Origin of the sequence: Kitasatospora sp. NPDC059088 (genome assembly GCF_042738155.1) — a bacterium.
GTDB lineage: Bacteria > Actinomycetota > Actinomycetes > Streptomycetales > Streptomycetaceae > Kitasatospora.
Window position 1 is genome coordinate 83,771 of sequence record NZ_JBHYGR010000011.1, and the last position, 20,864, is coordinate 104,634.

Annotated in this window: 19 protein-coding genes; 12 read left to right on the plus strand and 7 right to left on the minus strand. The window is 73.8% G+C overall.

Features of this window, described 5'->3' with window-relative positions; translation table 11 throughout:
• Positions 1–137 precede the first annotated feature (137 nt).
• Complete coding sequence (locus ACFWXO_RS07865; RefSeq protein WP_375890175.1) at positions 138–737, plus strand: TetR/AcrR family transcriptional regulator; 600 nt, start codon at positions 138–140, stop codon at positions 735–737.
• A 767-nt stretch (positions 738–1,504) separates the two neighbouring features.
• Here the strand turns inward: ACFWXO_RS07865 and ACFWXO_RS07870 are convergent.
• Positions 1,505–3,073 (minus strand): hypothetical protein, encoded by a 1,569-nt coding sequence (locus tag ACFWXO_RS07870; protein WP_380522766.1) that lies wholly within the window; start codon positions 3,071–3,073, stop codon positions 1,505–1,507.
• Between the two features lie 327 nt (positions 3,074–3,400).
• On the opposite strand from ACFWXO_RS07870, the gene ACFWXO_RS07875 reads away from it, so the two are divergent.
• The 4 genes from ACFWXO_RS07875 to pth all read left to right on the plus strand — a co-directional run bounded on the left by ACFWXO_RS07875 (position 3,401) and on the right by pth (position 6,231).
• The gene (locus ACFWXO_RS07875) at positions 3,401–3,940 is read left to right on the plus strand and encodes a hypothetical protein (protein WP_380522767.1); all 540 of its coding nucleotides are present in this window, start codon (positions 3,401–3,403) and stop codon (positions 3,938–3,940) included.
• Between the two features lie 100 nt (positions 3,941–4,040).
• Positions 4,041–4,703: a DUF3105 domain-containing protein gene (locus ACFWXO_RS07880; RefSeq protein WP_375890169.1), complete on the plus strand. Its 663-nt coding sequence runs from the start codon at positions 4,041–4,043 to the stop codon at positions 4,701–4,703.
• Positions 4,704–4,831: 128 nt separating this feature from the next.
• A complete protein-coding gene (locus tag ACFWXO_RS07885; RefSeq protein ID WP_375890287.1) occupies positions 4,832–5,464 on the plus strand; it encodes a DUF305 domain-containing protein in 633 nt (210 codons plus the stop codon).
• Positions 5,465–5,646: 182 nt separating this feature from the next.
• Positions 5,647–6,231 carry an aminoacyl-tRNA hydrolase gene (pth, locus tag ACFWXO_RS07890; protein ID WP_380522769.1) on the plus strand — a complete coding sequence of 195 codons (585 nt, stop codon included), beginning with the start codon at positions 5,647–5,649 and terminating at the stop codon, positions 6,229–6,231.
• On the opposite strand, the gene ACFWXO_RS07895 is transcribed toward pth, so the two are convergent.
• Complete coding sequence (locus ACFWXO_RS07895) at positions 6,218–7,774, minus strand: MFS transporter (RefSeq protein ID WP_380522770.1); 1,557 nt, start codon at positions 7,772–7,774, stop codon at positions 6,218–6,220. The genes pth and ACFWXO_RS07895 overlap by 14 nt on opposite strands.
• 144 nt (positions 7,775–7,918) lie before the next feature.
• Here ACFWXO_RS07895 and ACFWXO_RS07900 point away from each other — a divergent pair, with 144 nt between their 5' ends.
• Positions 7,919–8,437: a MarR family winged helix-turn-helix transcriptional regulator gene (locus tag ACFWXO_RS07900; RefSeq protein WP_380522771.1), complete on the plus strand. Its 519-nt coding sequence runs from the start codon at positions 7,919–7,921 to the stop codon at positions 8,435–8,437.
• Positions 8,438–8,481: 44 nt separating this feature from the next.
• Entirely contained in the window at positions 8,482–8,991 is a 510-nt protein-coding gene (locus ACFWXO_RS07905; RefSeq protein WP_380522772.1) for a GNAT family N-acetyltransferase, read from the plus strand.
• A gap of 81 nt (positions 8,992–9,072) precedes the next feature.
• On the opposite strand, the gene ACFWXO_RS07910 is transcribed toward ACFWXO_RS07905, so the two are convergent.
• The 4 genes from ACFWXO_RS07910 to ACFWXO_RS07925 form a co-directional block, all read right to left on the minus strand.
• Positions 9,073–9,582 (minus strand): methylated-DNA--[protein]-cysteine S-methyltransferase, encoded by a 510-nt coding sequence (locus ACFWXO_RS07910; protein ID WP_380398302.1) that lies wholly within the window; start codon positions 9,580–9,582, stop codon positions 9,073–9,075.
• On the minus strand, positions 9,579–11,198 hold the full coding sequence (locus ACFWXO_RS07915; protein ID WP_380522773.1) for a DNA-3-methyladenine glycosylase 2 family protein: 1,620 nt from the start codon (positions 11,196–11,198) through the stop codon (positions 9,579–9,581). The genes ACFWXO_RS07910 and ACFWXO_RS07915 overlap by 4 nt, the downstream gene beginning before the upstream one ends.
• Positions 11,199–11,468: 270 nt before the next feature.
• On the minus strand, positions 11,469–12,590 hold the full coding sequence (rsgA, locus tag ACFWXO_RS07920) for a ribosome small subunit-dependent GTPase A (RefSeq protein ID WP_380522774.1): 1,122 nt from the start codon (positions 12,588–12,590) through the stop codon (positions 11,469–11,471).
• Between the two features lie 370 nt (positions 12,591–12,960).
• Complete coding sequence (locus ACFWXO_RS07925; RefSeq protein ID WP_380522775.1) at positions 12,961–13,992, minus strand: cytochrome c oxidase assembly protein; 1,032 nt, start codon at positions 13,990–13,992, stop codon at positions 12,961–12,963.
• A gap of 263 nt (positions 13,993–14,255) precedes the next feature.
• On the opposite strand from ACFWXO_RS07925, the gene ACFWXO_RS07930 reads away from it, so the two are divergent.
• Positions 14,256–16,079 carry an FtsW/RodA/SpoVE family cell cycle protein gene (locus ACFWXO_RS07930; RefSeq protein ID WP_380522776.1) on the plus strand — a complete coding sequence of 608 codons (1,824 nt, stop codon included), beginning with the start codon at positions 14,256–14,258 and terminating at the stop codon, positions 16,077–16,079.
• Between the two features lie 261 nt (positions 16,080–16,340).
• Here ACFWXO_RS07930 and ACFWXO_RS07935 read toward each other — a convergent pair whose 3' ends face one another.
• Positions 16,341–17,657 (minus strand): YihY/virulence factor BrkB family protein, encoded by a 1,317-nt coding sequence (locus tag ACFWXO_RS07935; RefSeq protein ID WP_380522777.1) that lies wholly within the window; start codon positions 17,655–17,657, stop codon positions 16,341–16,343.
• 259 nt (positions 17,658–17,916) lie between these two features.
• Here ACFWXO_RS07935 and ACFWXO_RS07940 point away from each other — a divergent pair, with 259 nt between their 5' ends.
• From ACFWXO_RS07940 to ACFWXO_RS07955, 4 genes are all read left to right on the plus strand, one after another.
• Positions 17,917–18,000 carry a putative leader peptide gene (locus ACFWXO_RS07940; RefSeq protein WP_310593185.1) on the plus strand — a complete coding sequence of 28 codons (84 nt, stop codon included), beginning with the start codon at positions 17,917–17,919 and terminating at the stop codon, positions 17,998–18,000.
• A 199-nt stretch (positions 18,001–18,199) separates the two neighbouring features.
• Entirely contained in the window at positions 18,200–19,924 is a 1,725-nt protein-coding gene (locus ACFWXO_RS07945) for a nitrite/sulfite reductase (protein WP_375890149.1), read from the plus strand.
• Between the two features lie 72 nt (positions 19,925–19,996).
• Positions 19,997–20,179: a hypothetical protein gene (locus tag ACFWXO_RS07950; protein ID WP_375890147.1), complete on the plus strand. Its 183-nt coding sequence runs from the start codon at positions 19,997–19,999 to the stop codon at positions 20,177–20,179.
• A complete protein-coding gene (locus ACFWXO_RS07955; protein WP_375890145.1) occupies positions 20,157–20,861 on the plus strand; it encodes a phosphoadenylyl-sulfate reductase in 705 nt (234 codons plus the stop codon). The genes ACFWXO_RS07950 and ACFWXO_RS07955 overlap by 23 nt, the downstream gene beginning before the upstream one ends.
• The last annotated feature ends 3 nt before the right edge of the window (positions 20,862–20,864 follow it).

Sequence of the window (20,864 nt, forward strand, 5' to 3'; positions counted from 1 at the left end):
CCGGGGGTACCGGAGCGGGGAGCCTTCCCCGCTCCGGTACCGTTCGGACTTCCACCAGCGCCGCCGTCTCCCCGTCTCGCCCGTCTCGCCCGTCTCGCCCGTCTCGCCCGTCTCCCGCGTCAGGAAGCAGCTCCACCATGGCCGACCCCCGCCCGCGCCGCCCGGCGCGCCCCCGCGAGGAGGTCTACGCCACCGCCCGGGCCGCGATCGCCGAACACGGACTCGCCAAACTCACCATGGCCGGACTCGGCAAACAGCTCCAGATGAGCGCCGGACACCTGCTCTACTACTTCGGCAGCAAGGACCAGCTGCTGCTCGAAACCCTCCGCTGGAGCGAGGATCAGCTGGGGGCCCGCCGGCGCGCAGCCCTCACCGACCCGGCCCTCGACCCCTGGCAGCGCCTCGACGCCTACCTGCGGCTCTACCTGGCCGAAGGCCCCGGCGACCCGCGCTGGATCCTCTGGGTGGAAGTCTGGGGCCGCTCCCCGGCCAGCGCCGAACTCCGCCAGGGGCAGCAGGAGATCGAGGCGCCCTGGCAGGCCGACCTGGTCACCCTCATCGAGCAGGGCACCAGCACCGGCCACTTCACCCCCGGACCGGCCGCCGACCGCGCCGGCCAACTCCGCGCCCTCCTCGACGGCCTGGCCGTCCCCATCGCGATCGGCCTCCCCGGCGCCCACCACCCCACCGCCCTCACCCAGGCCACCGCCGTCGCCACCATCCTGCTCCGCACCTGAGGCACCCCGGCCACTGAGCCCTGGCCGCCTCTTCCGGTGCAGCACCCCCGGCCCGCCGGGGGTCGGGCCCCGCGCGCGGCGTGCCTCTCGGGGGAAATATGTAGACCGATCTACTGGCTGGCCATCCCGGAGAATATGTAGATCGATCTACAGATTCATCGGGCTTCTCGACCACGCCGCCACCCTGCCCGCACCAAAAGTCGGCCCAGCCGACTTCCCATGCAGCGCGCGCAGAAGTAGACCGACCGGTCTATAGATTTCTTCCCCAGCGCACTCGCCGCTCCCGCACCAGAAGTCGGCCCAGCCGACTTCTGGTGTCCGGAGGGCCGGGGTCGGGGTCGGGGCCAGGGCCGGGGCCAGGGCCAGGGAGAACTGAGCTGCGGCCCGCCGGCAGGGCGTTCGCCCCTCGGTCCTCGGCCCTCGCCCGACCAGATGCGGGAGGGCCACGGCACCACGGCACCCGGTGCACCGGGGGGCGAACACAGATCCGGTTGAGCCAGAAGTCGGTCGGGTCGACTTCTGGCTACGCGGGGCCTGCTCTCTCAGCCCGACCCGCCTGCCCGAGAGTGCCACGCCCCCGATGAGCACCGAGCACTCGCACGGGGACTGTGCACCAGAAGTCGGGCGGATCGACTTCTGGTGTGCGGGGCTTGCTGCCCCGCCCGGCCGGCTCCGGGTCGGGAAGGGGGCGGCCCGACGGGCGGCGGGCGCCGTGGGGGGCTGCGCTGGAAGTCGGGCGGGCCGACTTCTGGTGCGATGGGGCTTGGTCATTCGGTCCAGATGGCGGCGGCGGTGCGGTCGTCGGCGTAGCCCTTGGCGCGGACTTGGACCTGGCGGAGGAAGTCGACGGTGCCCGGGGGGTGGGGGTGGGCCCAGTGGGAGGAGAGGAAGTGGGCGACCGCCGGTTCGTCGGCGATGGGGCGGGACAAGCCCGGGGTGCAGAGGAGCAGGATGTCGCCCGGGGTGGCGGGGACGAGCCGGAAGCGGAACGGGCGCGGGTCCGGCACGGGGGCCTCCGGGACGGGCGGCTGGCCGTCCGGGTGGTGGAGCAGCCGGGCCGCGTAGGCGTCGATCCAGTGGCCCGAGCGCAGCAGGTAGAGCCCGCCGGGCCCGACGCCGAAGGCGGCGCGGTAGCCGGCCGCCGGGTCCAGCGACATCAGCAGGCAGTGCAGCGAGGCCGGGGACGGGCTGTCGTCCCCCTCGGCCTGGGGGGCGAGGGCCCGCAGCGGGGCGGCCGCGCCGGTGGCCAGGCGCTGGAGGCCGTAGCGCAGCCGGTCGCGGGCACCGTCGCGCAGGTCGGCGGCGAGGCCGGTCCGGCTGCGTCCGATGGTGGCGGCGAGCTGGCGGCAGGCCTCGCCCGTCCCCGCGGCGACGGCCTGCGGGGTGAGTGACTCGTCCTCGGCGCCGCCGGTGCGCTCGTAGCCGGCGAGGACGGTGAGCAGCAGCCCGTCGGGGCCGTCGCCGAACCTGGTGACCAGCAGGCTGTCCCGGCGCGGCTCGCCGCGGTAGCGGGCGGAGTCGCCGCGGACGGAGACCGCGCGCAGCACGGTCGCCCCGTACTGGGCGCCTTCGAGCGCGGTGTCCGGCACGACGGCGTCGAGGGTGTCGGGGTCGGCCTCCGGTACGGCGGTCGGCTCGGGGCCGTAGGTCGGGGGGCGTTCGCCGACGTGGGGGACGGTGGGAGGGGTCTCGGCGAGCGGGGTGCGGATGGCGAGGCGCGGGTCGGGGACCGAGGCAGGGACGGGGACGGGGGCCACGGGTTCGGGATCGGGCTGCGGCGCGTGGTCGGGCTCGGGCTGCGGCGCGTGGTCGGGCTCGGGCTCGGGGGTTGCGGCGGGGGTGGGGGCGGGGGCGAGCTCGGGGACGGGCTTTTCCAGGGAAACCGGGGGGACCGGGGAGACCGGGGTGGACGGCTGCTCGGGCTCGGGCTCGGGCTCGGGCTCCGCCGCGGGGGGCTCGGGGGCCCGCTGGGTCTCGGTCGAGCTGCGCTGGCGCCCGATGCCGCCGGCGCCCTCGATGACGCCGAGCGCGTCGTCGAACCAGTCGTCGATGCTGTCCCGTTCGGCCGCGGGCGCCTCCGCGGGCTCGTCCACGGGCACCTCCACGGGCTCGTCCGCAAGCTCCTCCGCAGCTTCCGCCGCGGGCTCCGGCACCGGCGGAGCGGTGCGCTGCGGCCCGATGAGTCCGGCCGCCGTGTCGAACCAGTCGTCGACGCTGCCGTCGCCCGGGTCGGCGTGCGGGGTGTCGGGGAGGGTGCCCGCCGGACCGTCGTAGACGGTGTCCCACCAGCCGTCGTCGGGCCGGGGCGGCTGTGCGGGTGCACCCTGCTTGCTCATCTGGCGGCTCCTGGTCGGTCCGTGGTCGCGCCGCCCCCGGCGGGGCCGGACTGGCGTCATTGTCTCCAAGTGCAACGACCGTGTCCGGGTTTCGGCGACAACCGGTCACCGATCGGATCATCCCGGCCACCGCGCTCACCTGCCGGTTCACGGCCGTCCGGGCAGCTGGGTGGGACGGGTGTCACCGACTCGTTCGCTCCCGTTCCGTCCCTGCTTGCCGGATGTGCCCCGAGCAGGGCGTTTCCTGGACATTGGGGGGTGTTGGCGGCCGAAAATGAGGTCCGAGGAGGGGCATCGCTTCACCCGTTCGGCTGATTAAATGTGCGCATGACCGCGTCGGCCCCGAGCTCGCCCCGACCGGGGAGGGCCGCACCGGCGGGCCGCCCGGCGGGTGTGCTGTTGGTCCTGTTGCTGGTCGCGCTGTTGTCCGCGCTGCCGTGTTCGGGCCTGGCGAAGGCGGACGCCCCCGTCCGCCCCGGCCCGGCCCCGGTGAGCGCCGTGTCCCTGGTGAGCGCCGTCTCGCTGGTGAGCGCGGCGGACGCCGTCGCGCCGGCACCGCACGCCCACGACGCCCGCGACGCCCGCGACGTCGTCCGGGCGTCCGACCACCACTGGTTCGGGGAACCGCAGGAGCACTGGATCCTGTGCACCGCCGACGGCCAGCCACCGCGCAACAACGGCTGCTCCAGCCACCCGTTCTGCCCGCAGGACGCCCAGTTGCCCAACCCGCCGCCGCATCCGCAGCCCGCCGTACTGCCGTTGGCCGTGCCGACGCCCGAGGCGCTGCCCCGGGCGGTGCCCGCGGGTCTGCTGGACGGTCCGCGCCCCGCGCCGGATCTGCACGAACTCCAGGTCCACCGGTCCTGAGCGGAACCCACCGCCGACGCTCCCGTCGGCGGGTCCGCCCTACCTCCACTACAGCCGACCGCCGCCACAGCCGTGCGCGGCGGGGACAAGGACGAACATCATGGGTTCCGCCTCCAAGCAGTCCAACAAGCCCGGTGCCAAGGGCAACGTCGACCGCCGCGCCCGGATCGCCGAGCTGCGCGCCGCCGAGCAGCGCCGCGACCGCCGCAACAAGGTGATCGCCTCGGTGGCCGCCGGTGTGCTGGTGGTCGGTGCGATCGGCACCGCCACCTGGTTCGTCATGGACCAGAACCAGAAGAAGAAGGACCGCGTGGCCGCCGCCAACGCGGACATCCCGGGCGTGAAGACCTTCGGCGACCTGAGCCGCAACCACGTCAAGGAGAAGGTCAACTACCCGATGACCCCGCCGGTCGGCGGGGACCACAACGCGGTCTGGCTGGACTGCATGGGCCACGTCTACGACCAGCCGGTCGAGAACGAGCGCGCCGTCCACTCGCTGGAGCACGGCGCGGTCTGGGTGACGTACAACGGCAAGGCCACGCCGGACGACATCAAGACCCTGTCCGACAAGGTCAAGAACACCCCGTACTCGCTGATGAGCCCGTACCCGGACGAGCAGGGCACCATCACCCTGAACGCCTGGAGCACCCAGCTGATCGTGGACAGCGCCAGCGACCCGCGGGTCAGCCAGTTCTTCACCAAGTACGTCCAGGGCAAGCAGACCCAGGAGCCCGGCGCCTCCTGCACGATGGGGCAGATGTGACCGCCGAGGGGGCCCGCCCGGAGGACGTCCCGGCGGCGGAGGCCGAATCGGCCGGGGTCGCGGACGCGGCCGGGGCCGGGGCCGGGGCCGGGACGACGGAGCCGACCGGCCGGCCGGGCCGTCGGCGGATGTGGTGGCCGGCCGCGCTGGCCGCCGCGGTGGCGCTGGCGCTCGGGGTGCCGGCCCTGGTGGCGGGTTCGACCACGGCCTCCGGCTCCTCCTCGGTCGCCGTCCCGGCCGACGACTCGCCCGAGGCCGGGTTCGCCCGTGACATGGCGACCCACCACCAGCAGGCGGTCGACCTGTCGTTCATCGTCCGGGACCGCACCAGCGACGAGCCGACCCGCACCCTCGCCTTCGACATCATCAACACCCAGGCCAACCAGCGCGGGATGATGATGGGCTGGATCGACCAGTGGGGGCTGTCGCAGCACTCGCCGGCCAAGCCGATGGCGTGGATGAGGATGGGCCACGACTACCAGGCCCACGACGGTTCGCTGATGCCCGGCATGGCCACCAACACCCAGATGGCGAAGCTGCGTTCGCTCAGCGGGCGGGACGCCGAGGTGTACTACCTGCAGCTGATGATCGAGCACCACAAGGGCGGCGTCGAGATGGCCCAGGGGTACGTCGACATGGCGAAGAACGACGTCGAGAAGCGGCTCGCCCAGTCGATGGTGGTCGCCCAGACCTCCGAGGTGGAGCTGATGACCGACATGCTCAAGGAGCGCGGCGCCGCCCCCGGCGTCCCCGCGTCCTGACACCCGCTGGTCCTGCTGCTGTTCCTCTGTTCCCGCTGTTCCCGTCGGTCCCGCTGTTCCCTCGTTGTCACGTTCCCTCCGTTCCCTCCGTTCTCCCGGACGGCCGGGGCGCGCGGGCGGTCCCGTACCGGCCCGCACCGCGCCCCGGCCGTCCGCCGTTCCACAGCACCTGGAGTTCCCGCATGACCCCTCAAGCGCCCTGGCTGATCGTCGGACTGGGCAACCCCGGCCCCTGGTTCCGGACGACCCGGCACAACGCGGGGTTCCTGACCGTGGACCGGCTGGCCGAACGGCACGGCGCCCGGTTCCGGCGGCGCGGGATCGGCGGCACGGTCGCGGAGATCGAACTGGACGGGCGGCGGGTGCTGCTGGCCAAGCCGCAGTGGTTCATCAACCTGTCCGGTCGGCCGGTGTCCGGCCTGATGCGCCGGTACGGGGTGCCGGTGGAGCACCTGGTGATCGTCCAGGACGACCTGGACTTCGCCTACGGCTCCGGCAAGTTGAAGCGCGGCGGCGGGCCGGGCGGGCACAACGGGGTCCGTTCGGTGGGTGACGTGCTCGGCACCCGGGACTTCATCCGGCTGCGCTTCGGCATCGGCCGCCCGCCGAAGGGACAGAGCGTCGGCGACTACGTGCTCAAGAAGTTCACGGACGAGGAACTGGCCGCGATGCCAGAGGTGTTGGAGCGCTGCGCGAACGCCCTGGAGACGCTGGTGCGGCTCGGCCTGAACCGGGCCCAGGATGCCCTGAACATCAGCGCGCCCTGAGGCCCTCCGGGCCGCCGGGGCCCCTCCGCCCGGGGCCGTGCGGGTCGAAGCCCGCTCGGTCCGGGCCGTCCCGGCGCGCGGTCGGGCGGGTCAGAGCGACGGCCGCCACCGCGACCGCCGCGAGGGCGACCAGCACCGTCCGCCCACCGGACGCCGCGCCCGCCAGGTGGACACCGAGGACCGACAGCGCCATGCCCAGCGCCGTACCGAGGCTGCGCGCCATGTTCACCATGCCGCCGCCGACGGCCGAGCACTCCGCCGGGACCGCCCGCATCACCAGGGCGTTGTTGGCCGGCAGCAGCAGCCCCAGCCCGTAGCCGGCCACCAGCAGCGGGGCCGCCACCGCCGCGCCCGAAGCGGGCAGCACGGCGAACAGCAGCAGCCCGGCGGCGGCGAGGCCGGCCCCGGCGCGGCACCGGGCGACGTCCGACCAGCCCCGGGGCAGCAATCCGCCGCCGACCGTCGCGGCGACCGCGAACGCGGCGGGCAGCAGGGTGACCACCAGGCCGGCGGCCGCCGTCGAGACGCCCGCGCCGGTGAGCAGCACCGGGCCCAGTACGAGCGGGCAGAACAGCAGCAGGTAGCCGATCAGCGCGACCACCAGCCCGGACCGCACACCAGGGGTGTTGACCAGCCCGGGTGCCAGGACCGGCCTGGCCGCCCGCCGCTCCTGGCGCACCAGCGCCAGGGTGAGCACCGCGGCGGCCGCCAGCAGGACGACCACGGCCCAGCCGGGCAGCGGCAGGCCGGAGGCGGTGGAGAGGGCGAGCAGCAGCGAGGTGGTCGCGCCGGTGAGGAGCAGCATGCCGGGCAGGTCGAAGCGGGGCTCGGAGGGCGTGCGGCGTGCAGAGCCTCGGGGTACGGAACCGCGAGGTGCGGGAACGGTGGTGGGGACGGTGGTCGGCCCGTCGGCCGCGGTCCGGGTGCGGGGCAGCAGGTACCAGCCGGCCACGATGCCGAACAGCGCGATCGGCACGTTGACCCAGAACACCCACTGCCAGGAGGCGTGTTCCACCAGCAGCCCGCCGAGGCTCGGCCCCAGTGCCAGCCCGAGCCCCTGGGCGGCGGCCTGGATGCCGAGCGCGCGCCGCATCGCGTGCTCGGGGACACCGCGGGCGACCAGGGCGACGCTGTTGGCCTGCATCATCGCGGCGCCGACGGCCTGTAGGGTCCGGCAGCCGACCAGGATCCACAGACTGCCGGCGAGTCCGGCGCCGAGGGAGGAGAGGCCGAAGACGGCGAAGCCGCCGATGTACACGGTCTTGCGGCCGACCAGGTCGGACAGCCAGCCGACCGGTGCCAGCAGGGCGACCAGGACGAGCAGGTAGGCGAGGGCGACCCATTCGACGGCGGCGAAACCCGCGCCGAAGTGGCGGCCGAGGGCGGGGAAGACCAGGGCGATGACGCTGGCGTCGAGCTGGCCGAGGAAGGCACCGAGACAGACCGTGCCGACGGCCAGCCAGTGGGCGTGGCGCCAGCCGGCTATGCCGCGGGGCCGGGCCCGCTCGGTGAGCAGGCGCGCGGTGAAGGCGGTGGCGTTCATGCCACGAATATATCGGATGCAGATATGTTCTTGCTACGACTTGCTCGCCCTGCGATACGAAACATCTCGCAGGGCGCCCACCCCGCGTCCGAGGACCGGACAGCGCCCCGGGAACGCCCCGTACCAGGCGATACGCTGTCCGCCATGCCGTCGTCACCACACGTTCCCGACCCCGCCACCGAAAGCCCCGACCCGGCGGTCGAGCACGCCCGGCGGCTGACCGACACCGTCACCCGGCTGCGCCGCGCCCTGCGCAGCAGCATCCGCACCGACTACCCCTGGGAGTCCCTGCCGATGGCGCAGGTCGAACTCCTCCAGACGCTCGCCGCCGCCCCACTCCGGGTCGGCGAACTCGCCGCCCGCCAGCGGCTCGCCCCCAACACCGTCAGCGGCCTGGTCGGCAAGCTCCTGGAAGCCGGCTTCGTCGACCGCCAGGCCGACCCCGGCGACCGGCGCACCGCCCGCATCGCCCTCACCCCCGCCGGACGGCTCCAGCTCGACGACTGGCAGCACGCCCACGAACGCCGCATCGCCACCGCCCTCGGCACCCTCGACCCGGCCGACCGCACGACCGTCGTCCACGCCCTGCCCGCGCTGGACCGGCTCGCCCGCGCCCTCGCCGAGCCCGGGGCGGTCGGCCCCGAGGGGCCCGCGGGCGGGTGAAAACCGCTGGTGGACGGGGTCCGGCGGGCGCTACCGTCCCCGGCATGACCACCACCGAGGTACAGCTCGAACCCTGGACGGACGCCGACCTCGCGCTGCTGCGCCGGGTGAACACCCCGGAGATGAAGAAGCACGTCGGCGGGCCGGAGACGGAGGAGCAGCTGCTCGTCCGGCACGGGCGCTACCTGGACTTCGTCCCGTCCGGGCTGGGCTGCATGTACCGGATCGTGCTGCTGCCCGAGGGCGAGGCCGTCGGCACGGTCGGCTACGGCACCCGCAGCTGGGACGGCGGGACCGTGCACGAGATGGGGTGGAACGTGCTGCCCGAGCACCAGGGGCGCGGCATCGCCGTGACCGCCACCCGGGCCGCCGTCGCCGCCGCCCGGCGCGAGGCCGCGCACCGCTTCCTGCACGCCTTCCCCTCGGTGGACAACCCCGCCTCCAACGCGGTCTGCGCGAAGGCCGGGTTCACGCTGCTCGGCGAGACGGAGTTCGAGTTCCCGCCCGGTCGGTTCATGCGCAGCAACAACTGGCGGGTGGACCTGCGGGGTTGAGGCCTCCGAGGTTGAGGCCTGTGGGGTTGAGACCTGCGGGGGGTGGGACCTGCGGGGTTGAGGCCTCCGGGCACGGGTGTCTCAGAAGAGGGTGCCGCTCTCCAGCTCCAGCAGCCAGCGCTTGCGGTCCACACCCGCGGCGAACCCGGTGAGCGCGCCGCCGGCGCCGAGCACCCGGTGGCAGGGGCGCACGATCAGCAGCGGGTTGGCACCCACCGCGCCGCCGACCGCCCGGACCGTCCGCGGCGACTGCCCGGCCAGTTCGGCGAGTTGGCCGTAGGTCACGGTCGTGCCGTACGGGATCTCGTCCAGCGCGGCCCAGATCCGGCGGCGGAACTCGGTGCCCTCGGGGGCGAGCGGGAAGTCGAAGGTGGTGCGGTCGCCCTTGAAGTAGGCGGTCAGCTGGGCGACCGGCTCGGCCAGGGCCTCGGGGTCGTACTCCCAGTCGTCGGCGGGCTCGGCCAGCGCGTACTTCTGCCCGGGCGCGGTGACCGTGGCCAGGGCCGCGGGGCCGCCGTCCTCGGGCAGCACGCCGCTGAGCAGCAGCGGGCCGAACGGGCTCTCCATGGTGGTGTAGACGGTGGTGCTCATGCCGGGTCGTTCTCCGTTCCGGTGTTCGTGCTGGTGCTGGTGCTGGTGCTGGTGCTGAGGATGGTGCTGGTGCTGTCGGCGCTCGCGGGACCGGCCCACAGGCGGTGGACGGCGTAGGAGCGCCACGGGGCCCAGGCCTCGGCGGCGTGGGCGGCAGCCTTGGCGTCGCCGGGGGCGCCGAGCCGGAGGAGGCCGTGCTTGACGCCGATGTCGGTCGGGAGGAAGACGTCGGGGTCGGCGAGGGCGCGCATCCGCAGGTAGCCGACCGTCCAGGGGCCGATGCCGGGCAGCGCCAGCAGCCGGGTGGCGGCCTCCTCCCGGTCGACGCCGCCGTCCAGGCGCACCACGCCCTCCGCCAGCGCGGCGCACAGGCCGGTGAGCGCCCGGCGGCGGGCCGCGGGCATCGCGAAGTCCTCCGGGTCGGCGGTGGCCAGCACCGCCGCCGAGGGGAAGAGCAGCCGCAGTCCGCCGCTCGGCTCGGGCAGCGCGGCGCCGTACTTCTCCGCGAGCCGGCCCGCCAGGGTGCGGGCGGCGCCGACGGTGATCTGCTGGCCGAGCACGGCACGGACGGCGAGCTCGTGCGGCTCCACGTGGCCGGGCGAGCGCAGGCCGGGGCGCTCGCGGACCAGCGGGCCGAGCACCGGATCGGCGCCGAGCTGCTCGTCCACGGTGTCCGGGTCGGCGTCCAGATCGAACAGGCCGCGCAGGCGCTGGACGGCGGTCGGCAGGTCGCGCAGGTCGGCGAGCAGCAGGCGGCAGTCGAGCCAGCCGCGGGTGCGCGGGTCCTGCGGTGCCAGGCCGTCGACCTCGGCGATGCCGTGCCCGTACGGGAGCGCGAGGGTGCGCCGGTAGGTGCGCACACCGGGGCGCGCGCCGGGTACCACCTCCTCCACGCCGGGGACGGCGCGCAGCTCCAGGAAGTCGATCAGGTGGTCACTGTCCAGCGCGCCGCGGTAGGCCAGGCGCAGGGTGAGCCCGCCGGCCGGGGTCGCCGTGCGGCGGCCGGACACCACCTCGGCGCGCAGGCCGCTGGGGGTGCGGTCGTAGACCTCGCGCACGGTGTCGTTGAACTGGCGGACGGAGGCGAAGCCGGCCGCGAACGCGATGTCGGTGACGGGGAGTTCGGTGGTCTGCAGGAGCAGCCGGGCGGTCTGGGCGCGGCGGGCCCGGGCCAGCGCGATCGGGCCGGCGCCGAGCTCGGCAGTGAGCTGGCGCTGGAGCTGCCGGGCGCTGTAGCCGAGGCGGTCGGCCAGGCCCGCGACGCCCTCGCGGTCCACCACGCCGTCGCCGATCAGGCGCATCGCGCGGCCGACCAGGTCGGCGCGGTGGTTCCACTCCGGGGAGCCCGGCACCGAGTCCGGGCGGCAGCGGCGGCAGGCTCGGAAGCCTGCGCCCTGGGCGGCCGCGGCGCTGGGGTAGAAGCGGCAGTTGGCACGTTTGGGGGTCACGGCGGGGCAGCTCGGCCGGCAGTAGATGCCGGTGGAGGTGACCGCCGTGAAGAAGATGCCGTCGAAGCGGGCGTCGCGGCTGTCCACGGCTCGGTACCGAATGTCGTCGTCGATCACGTTGTCCAGTTTGCGGGATCGGACGAGGGGTGACTGGCGGGAATCGGACATTGCCGTTGGGGGCTTCCCCCTCCCCCCTCCCCCACCCTCCCGCCGCCACCACCCACCACCCACCCACACACCCACCACCGGGCCCGGCTCCATACCCGGCTCCATACCGGGCCCCGCCCGGCCCCGCCCGGCTCGCACGGCTCCGCCTCGGCCCGTCCCCGCACTGGCCGGCCGCCAGCCGACCGGTCAGTGCGGGGCGTCACGCCCGGGCTCGCCGGGCGGACGCTGGGCCATGGAGCTGCTGAACCGCTGCGCCGAGGACGGATCCGGTCAGCGCTTCACCGGACCGCCTGCCGCACGCATCGACTTGGTGATCGCCTTCCACTTGTTCAGCCGGGCCTTGGCGACCCGGGCGTCGGTGCGCGAGGCGATCCACTCGTTCTCGCGCTGGAGCTTGAGGTAGCTGTCCATCCGGCGCTGCGGCAGGGTGCCGTCCTCCAGCGCCGCGCGGACCGCGCAGCCGGGCTCGGTGTGATGGCTGCAGTCGTGGAAGCGGCAACCCTCGGCCAGCTCGGCTATGTCGGCGAAGGCCAGGTCCACCCCCTCGCCACCGTAGAGGCCGACCTCGCGCAGCCCGGGGGTGTCGATGAGCACGCCCCCGCCGGGCAGCGGTATCAGCTCGCGGGTGGTCGTGGTGTGGCGCCCCTTCTGGTCGACCTCGCGGGCTTCCTGGACGGTCATCACGTCGGCGCCGACCAGCGCGTTGGTGAGCGTGGACTTGCCCACGCCGGACTGGCCGATCAGCACCGTGGTGCCGGGGGCGCAGGCACGGAGCACGTCGATGCCCTCGCCGCTCTCCGCGCTGACCACCAGCACGGTGACGCCCGGTGCGACGGATTCGACGTCGGCCCGGATGAACTCGGCGTCGTCGACCAGGTCGGCCTTGGTGAGGACGACCAGCGGTTCAGCGCCGGACTCCCAGGCCAGGGCCAGGAAGCGCTCGATCCGCCCGAGGTCGGGATCGGCCGCGAGCGAGGCGGCGATCAGTACGGTGTCGACGTTGGCCGCCAGCACCTGGCCGTCGGAGCGCTTGCCGGCCACCTTGCGGATGATCGCGGTGGAGCGCGGCAGCAGCGCGGAGACGGCGGCCATCGGCTGGGCGTGCAGGTCGACGGCGGCCCAGTCGCCCGTGCAGGGGCAGTTGATCATGTCGGCGTCGCCCACCGGCCGGGTGTCGAGCCGGACGGTGCGCAGCTCGCCCGTCTCCGGGTCGGCCAGGACGGCGTCGCACTGGCCGCGGTCGACCCGGGTGATGCGGGCGGGGAGCAGGCCGGCCTCGGCGAGCGGGACGAAGAGCTCGTCGAGCTCGGGCGTCCAGCCGTAGCGGGCCAGCGGGGAACTCTCGGTGGGGAAGGAAGAGGAGAACAGCGAAGTGGAGGCAGCGTTGAACAACGCAGTGGCCCTTCGGGAGGAGATGGTCCCGGCGGGCTACGGCTGGCGCGGAAGGCTCAGCCGGCGGCCGGGAAGAGGAGGTGAACGCGCGTGCTGCCCAGGGCAGCTATCGGGGCGACAACGACCACGGGGGTTCACCTCCTGCTCTCTACTCCTCGGGCGGCCCAATGGCCCCCGAACCGATGTGTCACACGCTAGCGGGGTGGGCGGTCGTGGCCAACCTATTTTTGACCTGCGGAAATGCGGTAGGAAGGGGTTGCAGCGGGCCAACATTGGCCCGGCCGCAGGACGGCGCACGACGGACGATGCGCGACGGACGACGCACGACGGACGACAGAGGACCCACGACGCACGACGCACCGACCCGCCGCTACCCCCCGTAGCGGTGCTTGAGGTTCGGGTCGTCCAGCCACCACGGCCGCATCCCGCCCTCGTCCTCCTCCGGCCGCCCCGCCGCCCGGTCCTGCGCGGCCTGCGCCTCGAAGCGGGCGTCCAGCTCGGCGTCCACGGCCTTGATCTCCTCGCGCCCCTGCACCACCATCCGCCGCACCAGCGCGGCCAGGAACGGCAGGCCGACGAGGTCGCCCAGCACCCAGAAGGCGTTGCCGCCCCAGGTCTGGTCCTGCGCCAGGCTCGGCCCCCAGGGCCGCCCGAGCGCCACGTAGTAGTGCTCGGCGACGAGGTGCCCGCCGTAGATCAGCACGATCCCGAGCCCCGCGTCGAAGATCACCTCGGCGAAGGTGATGAACAGCCCGACCAGGTGCGGGTACTCGTGCCCGACCGGGTCGAGCTGCAGCCGCGGCCAGAAGTAGGCGAGGCCCAGCAGCACCAGCGCCAGGTGCAGCACCAGGTTGCCGACGCCGCTGGAGACCGACCACTCGTACCAGGGCGTGAAGTAGAGGAGCCACGGCGGCGCCATCAGCAGCGCGGTGGAGACCGCGGGGAACATCAGCACCTTGGAGGGCCGGCTGCGCAGCGCCCGCAGGATCCGCTCCCGCCGGTGCTCCGGCGAGGACCGGACCAGCAGCGAGACGGGGGCGCCGAGCGCGAGCAGCAGCGGGACGACCATGAGCAGCAGCACGACCTGCACGGCCCGGTCGGTGAACAGGACGCGCTCGTACACCCCGAGGCCGGAGCAGGTGCACCAGATCCACAGCAGCAGCCCGCCGAGGAAGGCCGCGGTGCGGGTGGGCTGCCAGCGGGCGCCGTCGCCGCGGTTCGCGGTGCGCACCGCGGCCAGGTACCAGCCGCCGAGCAGCAGCGACAGGGCGAGCACCACCGGTTCGAAGGTCCAGGAGGTGGCCAGGTCGGACCACTGCCACGCGGGCGGGCCGCCGTACGCGAGCACCCGGGCCCCGCCGGCCAACCCGCCGGCCAACGCGCCGTCCACCGCGCCGTTCATCCGTCCGCCCACCTCATCCCTACCGCCGCAGGGGCCGCGGCGCCCGGCCATGATGGCCTTCCCGACGCCGTCCGCCGCAGCCGGGGCCCACCTCTATACCCGGACCTGAACAAAGCTTTGCCAAAGCCGAACAAAGCTTTGCCCAGGCAAAGTTCTGCCCATGGCGACCCCGGAGGCGCAACCGGCGCGAGCCCGCTCCCGTCTGGCAGGATGCACCGTCGGCGATACCGGCCACGTGGGTGACAGCAAGGGGACGACAAGAGGTGCAAAGCACTGCACGCGGCGAGGGCCGGCGGCTGGCCGCGCGCCACCGCAACATCGAGCTGGGCCTGCTGGCGCTCGCGGTGGCCGTCTGCCTGGCCGGACACATCGACGCCTCGCTGGCGATGACCGACAAGCTGCCGCCCGGGCTCCTCGTCCACGGCCTGTCCCTCGGCGCGCTGGTCGCGGTGGCGCACCTGGCGGTGCGCCGGTTCGCACCGTACGCGGACCCGCTGATCCTGCCGCTGGGCGTGTTCCTGACCGGCTTCGGGCTGGTGCTGCTGGACCGGCTGGACTTCAGCTACAAGGCCGCGCACGCCGCCAAGGGCGACTACCAGAAGCTCCCGGCCGCGCCGGGCCAGCTGATGTGGACGTTCATCGCGGTGGCGGCGGCGCTCGCGCTGATCGTCTTCGTCAAGCACCACCGCTTCTTCCAGCGCTACGTCTACGTGCTGATGGCGGGCGCGCTGATCCTGCTGACCGCGCCGATCTTCTCGCCGACCGACAGCTTCGGCGCCAAGCGCTGGATCAAGCTCCCCGGGCTGCCCTCCTTCGAGCCGGACGAGTTCGTGAAGGTCGCGATCACGATCTTCTTCGCGGGCTACCTGATGGCCTCCCGGGACGCCCTGGCACTGGCCGGGCGGAAGGTCTGGGGGATGACCCTCCCGCGCGGGCGGCACGCCGGACCGGTGCTGGCGATCTGGGCGGTCAGCCTGATGGTGCTGATCTTCGAACGCGACCTGGGCACCTCGCTGATCTTCTTCGGCGTCTTCGTCGTGATGCTGTACGTGGCGACCGAGCGCACCAGCTGGGTGGTGCTCGGCCTGCTGATGGCGGTCGGCGGCGCGGCCGTGGTCGGCACCGTGGAGCCGCACGTGCACGGACGCGTCGAGGCCTGGCTGCACCCGCTCGACTACTTCCCCCCGGTCAACAACCAGGCGATCTCCGCACAGCCCGCCGAGGCCCTGTTCAGCCTCGGCACCGGACACATGACCGGGACCGGCCTGGGCTCCGGCCGGCCGTGGCTGATCGGCTTCGCCGGGCGCAGCGACTTCATCTTCACCACCATCGGGGAGGAACTCGGCCTGGCCGGGGTGACCGCGATCCTGCTGGTGTACGTGCTGCTGATCCAGCGCGGGCTGCGCACCGCGGTCGGCCTGACCGACCCGTTCGGCAAGCTGCTGGCCACCGGCCTGTCGGCGGCCCTCGCACTGCAGGTGTTCGTGGTGGTCGGCGGCGTGAGCGGGCTGGTCCCGCTGACCGGCAAGGCGCTGCCCTTCCTGGCGGCCGGCGGTTCCTCCCTACTGGCGAACTGGCTGATGGTCGCCCTGCTGATCAAGCTGAGCGACTCCTCGGGACGCACCGCCATGGACCCGGCCCCGACCAGCCCGGAGCCGCTCCCGGCGCAGGCCGTCCCGGCCGAGCGGGCGGCGGCCGGCACCCCGGCCTCCGCCGCCCCGGGCGGGACCCTGGGGGCGGGCGAACCGCTGGCCGCGGGCCCGGACGCGCTGCCGGGCACCGGGCCCGACCCGGCGGGCCCGTCGTCCGCGCCGTCCGCGCCGCCCGGCCCCGGCCACGCGGACCCGGGCGCCCCCACCGAGCTGCGCCCCTCCTTCGGCCACGCGCCCGGCGCGCCCCGGCCCGACGGACCGCAGCACGGCGGAACGCTGCCCGGCACCCCCCAGTACGGCGGTCCGCAGTTCGGCGGTCCGCAGCACGGTGGAGCGCAGGCGTCGTACGGCTACCCGCCGATCAACGAGCAGTCCACCCACGGCTACGGCCACCCGCAGCAGCCCCCGTACCCGCAGAACCCGACGATCGGCTGACCCCACCGGCACACCCCGGCCCCACCGGCACACCCCGCCGGCCGGCCGTCAAGGTGCCGTCAAGGTGCCCCAGGCCCCCGCCGACCGGCCCGGACCGCCCTCGGCACGATTCGCACACAAGTCGAACACCGGCCGACCGCCGTCAGCGCAACCGACAACGCGACCGGCAACGCAGAGGGCCTCCCCCGCACCCGCGAGGGAGGCCCTGCCCGTACGAAGCCGCCGCCACGGCCGTGCCCCTACCGTGCCACTAGCGCGCCGCTACCGCTGCTCCCACGGCGGCCTGGGCGGGTACCCCGGCACCTGCTCCGCCCCCGGCCCCGCCCCCGGCCGCTCCGGCGGCGGTGGGGAGGGCCGGTCGCTGTCCGGCGGCGGCGGGGCGGGCCGGTGGTGCGGCCCGGGCCGAGCGGTGAGCCGCGCGCGCACGTTGTCGGCGGCCAGCACGTCGGCCCACCGCTCGGGGTACTCGGCGGGCACGTCGACGTCGTCGCCGTCCTCCTCGCCCCACTCCTCCTCGACGCCCTCGGCCAGGCCGAGTTCGCGGGCGCGCCGGGCCCGTTCGACGGCCCGGCGGGCGGCGACCTCGCGGACCACCGCGGCGGCCGCCTCCTCGTGGGCGCGCTCGTTCTCGGCGCGGGCGTCGGCGGTCTCCAGGGTGGGCCAGCGGCGGTCTATGGCGGCGTTCATGGCGGCGCCGATGAGTACGGCGAGGGCCACCACGAAGATCCACAGCAGGACGGCCACCGGCGCGGCCAGCGAGCCGTACACCGAGGGGCCCTCGACCGAGCTGACCAGGTAGAGCCGCAGGCCGACGCTGCAGAAGACGAGCACCACCAGGGCGACCAGCGCGCCGGGGATGTCCTCGCGCCAGGGCGTGGAGACCGGCACGGCCAGGTGGTAGAGGGTGGTGAGGGAGACGATCAGCAGCAGGATGGCGACCGGCCAGTAGGCGGCGCCGACGAGTCCGGCGGCGCCGGGGACGGCGTTCTCGACCAGTCCGGGCCCGGCCATCAGCAGCGGCAGCACCAGTGAGCCGATCACCAGGGCGCCGAGGTAGAGGCCGAGCGACAGCAGCCGGGTCTTGACGATGCCGCGCTTGCCGTCCAGCCCGTACATGACGGTGATGGTGTCGATGAAGATGTAGAGGGCCCTGGAGCCGGACCACAGCGACAGCAGGAAGCCGATCGAGATCAGGTCGGGCCGGGCCTGGTCGAAGACCTGGCTGAGCAGCGGTTTGACGACCTCGTTGACGGAGGAGTCGGACAGGACCGTTCCGGAGGCCGAGACGATGTCGTGCTTGAGCCGCTCGATGGTGCCCGCGCCGAGGAACCCGTCGAGGTAGCCGAGGGTGGCGGCGAGGCCGAGCAGCAGCGGCGGGATGGACAGCAGGGTGAAGAAGGCCGCCTCGGCGGCGAGGCCGGTGACCCGGTACTCGACGCAGGTGTTGGTGGTGTCCTTGACCAAGTCCCACGCCGTGCGGCGCCACAGGCCCTGTTTGGCCGCGCGCCGGGAGCCCTTGCCCCGGCGCCGGGAGGGCCGTTCGGGGTTCGGTCTGCTCGTATCGCCTGCTGCTTGCACAGGGCTAACGGTATCGGGCCGGGTCGCTCCGGTTGATCTCCCCCGGGGTGCGGGCGCGTGCGCCCCGGCCGTGCGGGCTGCCGTCCGGGCACGTGCGCACCGCCGCGTCGGCCGCCGCACCGGACCGCGGTCCGAGCGCCCGTCAGGAGGCCCGGCCGGGAGCGGCGGGAACGCCCGGGCGTCCCAGATGCCGAAACTCCGGAGTCCAGTATGCGGATGTTAGTGGACCGCGAGTCCCGCGCCGTGCGAATCTCTTGCCATGCCTAGCGCCGGAACCACCCTAGTAGGTCGACTCCACGTCGATCTCCTTCGCGTGTCCAGCGCCATCTGTCCGGTGACCTGAGCTCCCACCCCACCGCACCACCGCACCCGGCGCCGTCCACCCCGCCATCCCCGCACGAGCGGATGCGCAGGCGCCCGCCCGGCCCGGTCAGCTGCTCTCCCGGCCCTGAGAAACCCGCAGGTCACAGCAGCGATCGCACGGCCGAGCACGCCCCGCGACCCACCCGGCGCCAGCGCCACCTGCCCAGAAGGACTTCACCATGGCCACCTCTCCCGAGACTGCCGAGCCCACGGCCGACCGCCCGGTCGCGCCCCGCCCCGCCGCGGCTCGCAAGGTGACCCGCCACCGCGGCGAGGGCCAGTGGGGCATGGGGCACTTCACCCCGCTGAACGCCAACGAGCAGTTCAAGAAGGACGACGACGGTCTCAATGTGCGGACACGTATTGAGACGATCTACGCGCACCGGGGCTTCGACTCGATCGACCCCGCCGACCTGCGCGGCCGGATGCGCTGGTGGGGGCTCTACACCCAGCGCAAGGAGGGCATCGACGGCGGCAAGACCGCGATCCTGGACCCGCACGAGCTGGACGCCGAGTACTTCATGCTCCGGGTGCGCATCGACGGCGGCCGGCTGACCGTCGCCCAGCTGCGCGCGGTCGCCGAGGTCTCCGAGCAGTACGCCCGGGGCACCGCCGACCTGACCGACCGGCAGAACATCCAGTACCACTGGATCCGGATCGAGGACGTCCCGGCGATCTGGCAGAAGCTGGAGGCCGTCGGCCTGTCCACCACCGAGGCCTGCGGCGACACCCCGCGCGTCATCCTCGGCTCGCCGGTGGCCGGCATCGCCGAGGACGAGATCATCGACGGCACCCCGGCCATCGAGGAGATCCAGCGCCGCTTCATCGGCAACAAGGACTTCTCCAACCTGCCGCGCAAGTTCAAGAGCGCGGTCTCCGGCTCCCCGCAGCTGGACGTCGCCCACGAGATCAACGACGTCGCCTTCGTCGGCGTGGTCCACCCCGAGCACGGGCCCGGCTTCGACCTGTGGGTCGGCGGCGGCCTGTCCACCAACCCCAAGCTCGGCGTGCGCCTGGGCGCCTGGGTCCCGCTGGACGAGGTCGCCGACGTCTACGGCGGTGTCATCGGCATCTTCCGCGACTACGGCTACCGGCGCCTGCGCAACCGCGCCCGGCTCAAGTTCCTGGTCGCCGACTGGGGCGTGGAGAAGTTCCGTCAGGTCCTGGAGGACGAGTACCTGAAGTACCGCCTCGTCGACGGGCCCGCCCCGGCCGAGCCCGCCGCCCGCTGGCGCGACCACGTCGGCGTCCACAAGCAGCAGGACGGCCGCTACTACATCGGCTTCGCCCCGCGCGTCGGCCGGGTCGACGGCAAGCTGCTCGGCCGGATCGCCGACCTCGCCGCCGCCCACGGCAGCGACCGGCTGCGCACCACCGCCGAGCAGAAGATGCTGGTCCTCGACATCGCCGAGGAGCACGTCGACTCGGTGGTGGCCGGCCTGGAGGAGCTCGACCTGCGGGTCACCCCCTCGCCGTTCCGCCGCGGCACCATGGCCTGCACCGGCATCGAGTACTGCAAGCTCGCCATCGTCGAGACCAAGGAGCGCGGGCGCACCCTGATCGACGAACTGGAGCAGCGCCTGCCGGAGTTCGCCGAGCCGCTGACCATCAACATCAACGGCTGCCCGAACGCCTGCGCCCGGATCCAGGTCGCCGACATCGGCCTCAAGGGCCAGCTGGTCACCGACGAGCACGGCGAGCAGGTCGAGGGCTACCAGGTCCACCTGGGCGGCGCGCTCGGCCTGGAGGCCGGCTTCGGCCGCAAGGTCCGCGGCCTCAAGGTCACCAGCGCCGGCCTGCCCGACTACGTCGAGCGCGTGCTGACCCGCTACCAGGCCGACCGCGCCGAGGGCGAGCGCTTCGCCCAGTGGACGGCCCGCGCCACCGAGGAGCAGCTGTCGTGAGCGAGCGCAGCGAGCGAACCGGTAGGCAGGGCGTTGTTCGCGAAGCGAACGCCGAGCGGAGCGAGGTGGGCGATGAGTGAGCGAGCCGCGCCGTTCTTCTGCCCGTACTGCGGGGACGAGGACCTGCGCCCGTCCGAGGCCGGCCACGGCGCCTGGGAGTGCCACGGCTGCCGCCGCGCCTTCCAGTTGAAGTTCCTCGGCCTGCTGTCACCGACCAACGGGGGTGCGTCGCATGACCGACCGGGCCACGACTGACCACGAGGAGCTCGCCGTCCGGGCCGGCCGCGAGCTGGAGGAGGCCACCCCGCAGGAGGTGCTGCGCTGGGCCGCCGACACCTTCGGCGAGCGGTTCTGCGTCACCTCCTCGATGGAGGACGCGGTGGTAGCCCACCTCGCGTCCTCGGTGTTCCCGGGGGTGGACGTGGTGTTCCTGGACACCGGTTACCACTTCCCGGAGACCATCGGGACCAGGGACGCGGTCGCCGCGACCATGCCGGTCAACGTCATCACGCTCACCCCGCTGAGGACGGTCGCCGAGCAGGACGCCGAGCACGGGCCGCGGCTGCACGACCGCGACCCGGACCTGTGCTGCGCGCTGCGCAAGGTCGAGCCGCTCAACCGCGGCCTGGCCGGCTACGACGCGTGGGCGACCGGGCTGCGCCGCGACGAGTCCCCGACCCGGGCGAACACGCCGGTGGTCTCCTGGGACCCGAAGCGCCGCAAGGTCAAGATCGCCCCGATCGCCCGCTGGACGCAGCAGGACGTGGACGCCTACGTCGCCGCGAACGGCGTGCTGCTCAACCCGCTGCTGTGGGAGGGCTACCCGTCCATCGGCTGCTCGCCGCTGTCCTGCACCCGCAAGCCGGGCGAGGGCGAGGACGCCCGGGCCGGCCGCTGGTCCGGCTCCGGCAAGACCGAGTGCGGCATCCACCTCTGAGGC

Coding starts and splice junctions, on each gene's coding strand:
- ACFWXO_RS07865 (WP_375890175.1), top strand. CDS start 138: ATGGCCGACCCCCGCCCGCGCCGCCCGGCGCGCCCCCGCGAGGAGGTC.
- ACFWXO_RS07870 (WP_380522766.1), bottom strand. CDS start 3,073: ATGAGCAAGCAGGGTGCACCCGCACAGCCGCCCCGGCCCGACGACGGC.
- ACFWXO_RS07875 (WP_380522767.1), top strand. CDS start 3,401: ATGACCGCGTCGGCCCCGAGCTCGCCCCGACCGGGGAGGGCCGCACCG.
- ACFWXO_RS07880 (WP_375890169.1), top strand. CDS start 4,041: ATGGGTTCCGCCTCCAAGCAGTCCAACAAGCCCGGTGCCAAGGGCAAC.
- ACFWXO_RS07885 (WP_375890287.1), top strand. CDS start 4,832: ATGTGGTGGCCGGCCGCGCTGGCCGCCGCGGTGGCGCTGGCGCTCGGG.
- pth (WP_380522769.1), top strand. CDS start 5,647: ATGACCCCTCAAGCGCCCTGGCTGATCGTCGGACTGGGCAACCCCGGC.
- ACFWXO_RS07895 (WP_380522770.1), bottom strand. CDS start 7,774: ATGAACGCCACCGCCTTCACCGCGCGCCTGCTCACCGAGCGGGCCCGG.
- ACFWXO_RS07900 (WP_380522771.1), top strand. CDS start 7,919: ATGCCGTCGTCACCACACGTTCCCGACCCCGCCACCGAAAGCCCCGAC.
- ACFWXO_RS07905 (WP_380522772.1), top strand. CDS start 8,482: ATGACCACCACCGAGGTACAGCTCGAACCCTGGACGGACGCCGACCTC.
- ACFWXO_RS07910 (WP_380398302.1), bottom strand. CDS start 9,582: ATGAGCACCACCGTCTACACCACCATGGAGAGCCCGTTCGGCCCGCTG.
- ACFWXO_RS07915 (WP_380522773.1), bottom strand. CDS start 11,198: ATGTCCGATTCCCGCCAGTCACCCCTCGTCCGATCCCGCAAACTGGAC.
- ACFWXO_RS07925 (WP_380522775.1), bottom strand. CDS start 13,992: ATGAACGGCGCGGTGGACGGCGCGTTGGCCGGCGGGTTGGCCGGCGGG.
- ACFWXO_RS07940 (WP_310593185.1), top strand. CDS start 17,917: ATGCCTAGCGCCGGAACCACCCTAGTAGGTCGACTCCACGTCGATCTC.
- ACFWXO_RS07945 (WP_375890149.1), top strand. CDS start 18,200: ATGGCCACCTCTCCCGAGACTGCCGAGCCCACGGCCGACCGCCCGGTC.
- ACFWXO_RS07950 (WP_375890147.1), top strand. CDS start 19,997: ATGAGTGAGCGAGCCGCGCCGTTCTTCTGCCCGTACTGCGGGGACGAG.
- ACFWXO_RS07955 (WP_375890145.1), top strand. CDS start 20,157: ATGACCGACCGGGCCACGACTGACCACGAGGAGCTCGCCGTCCGGGCC.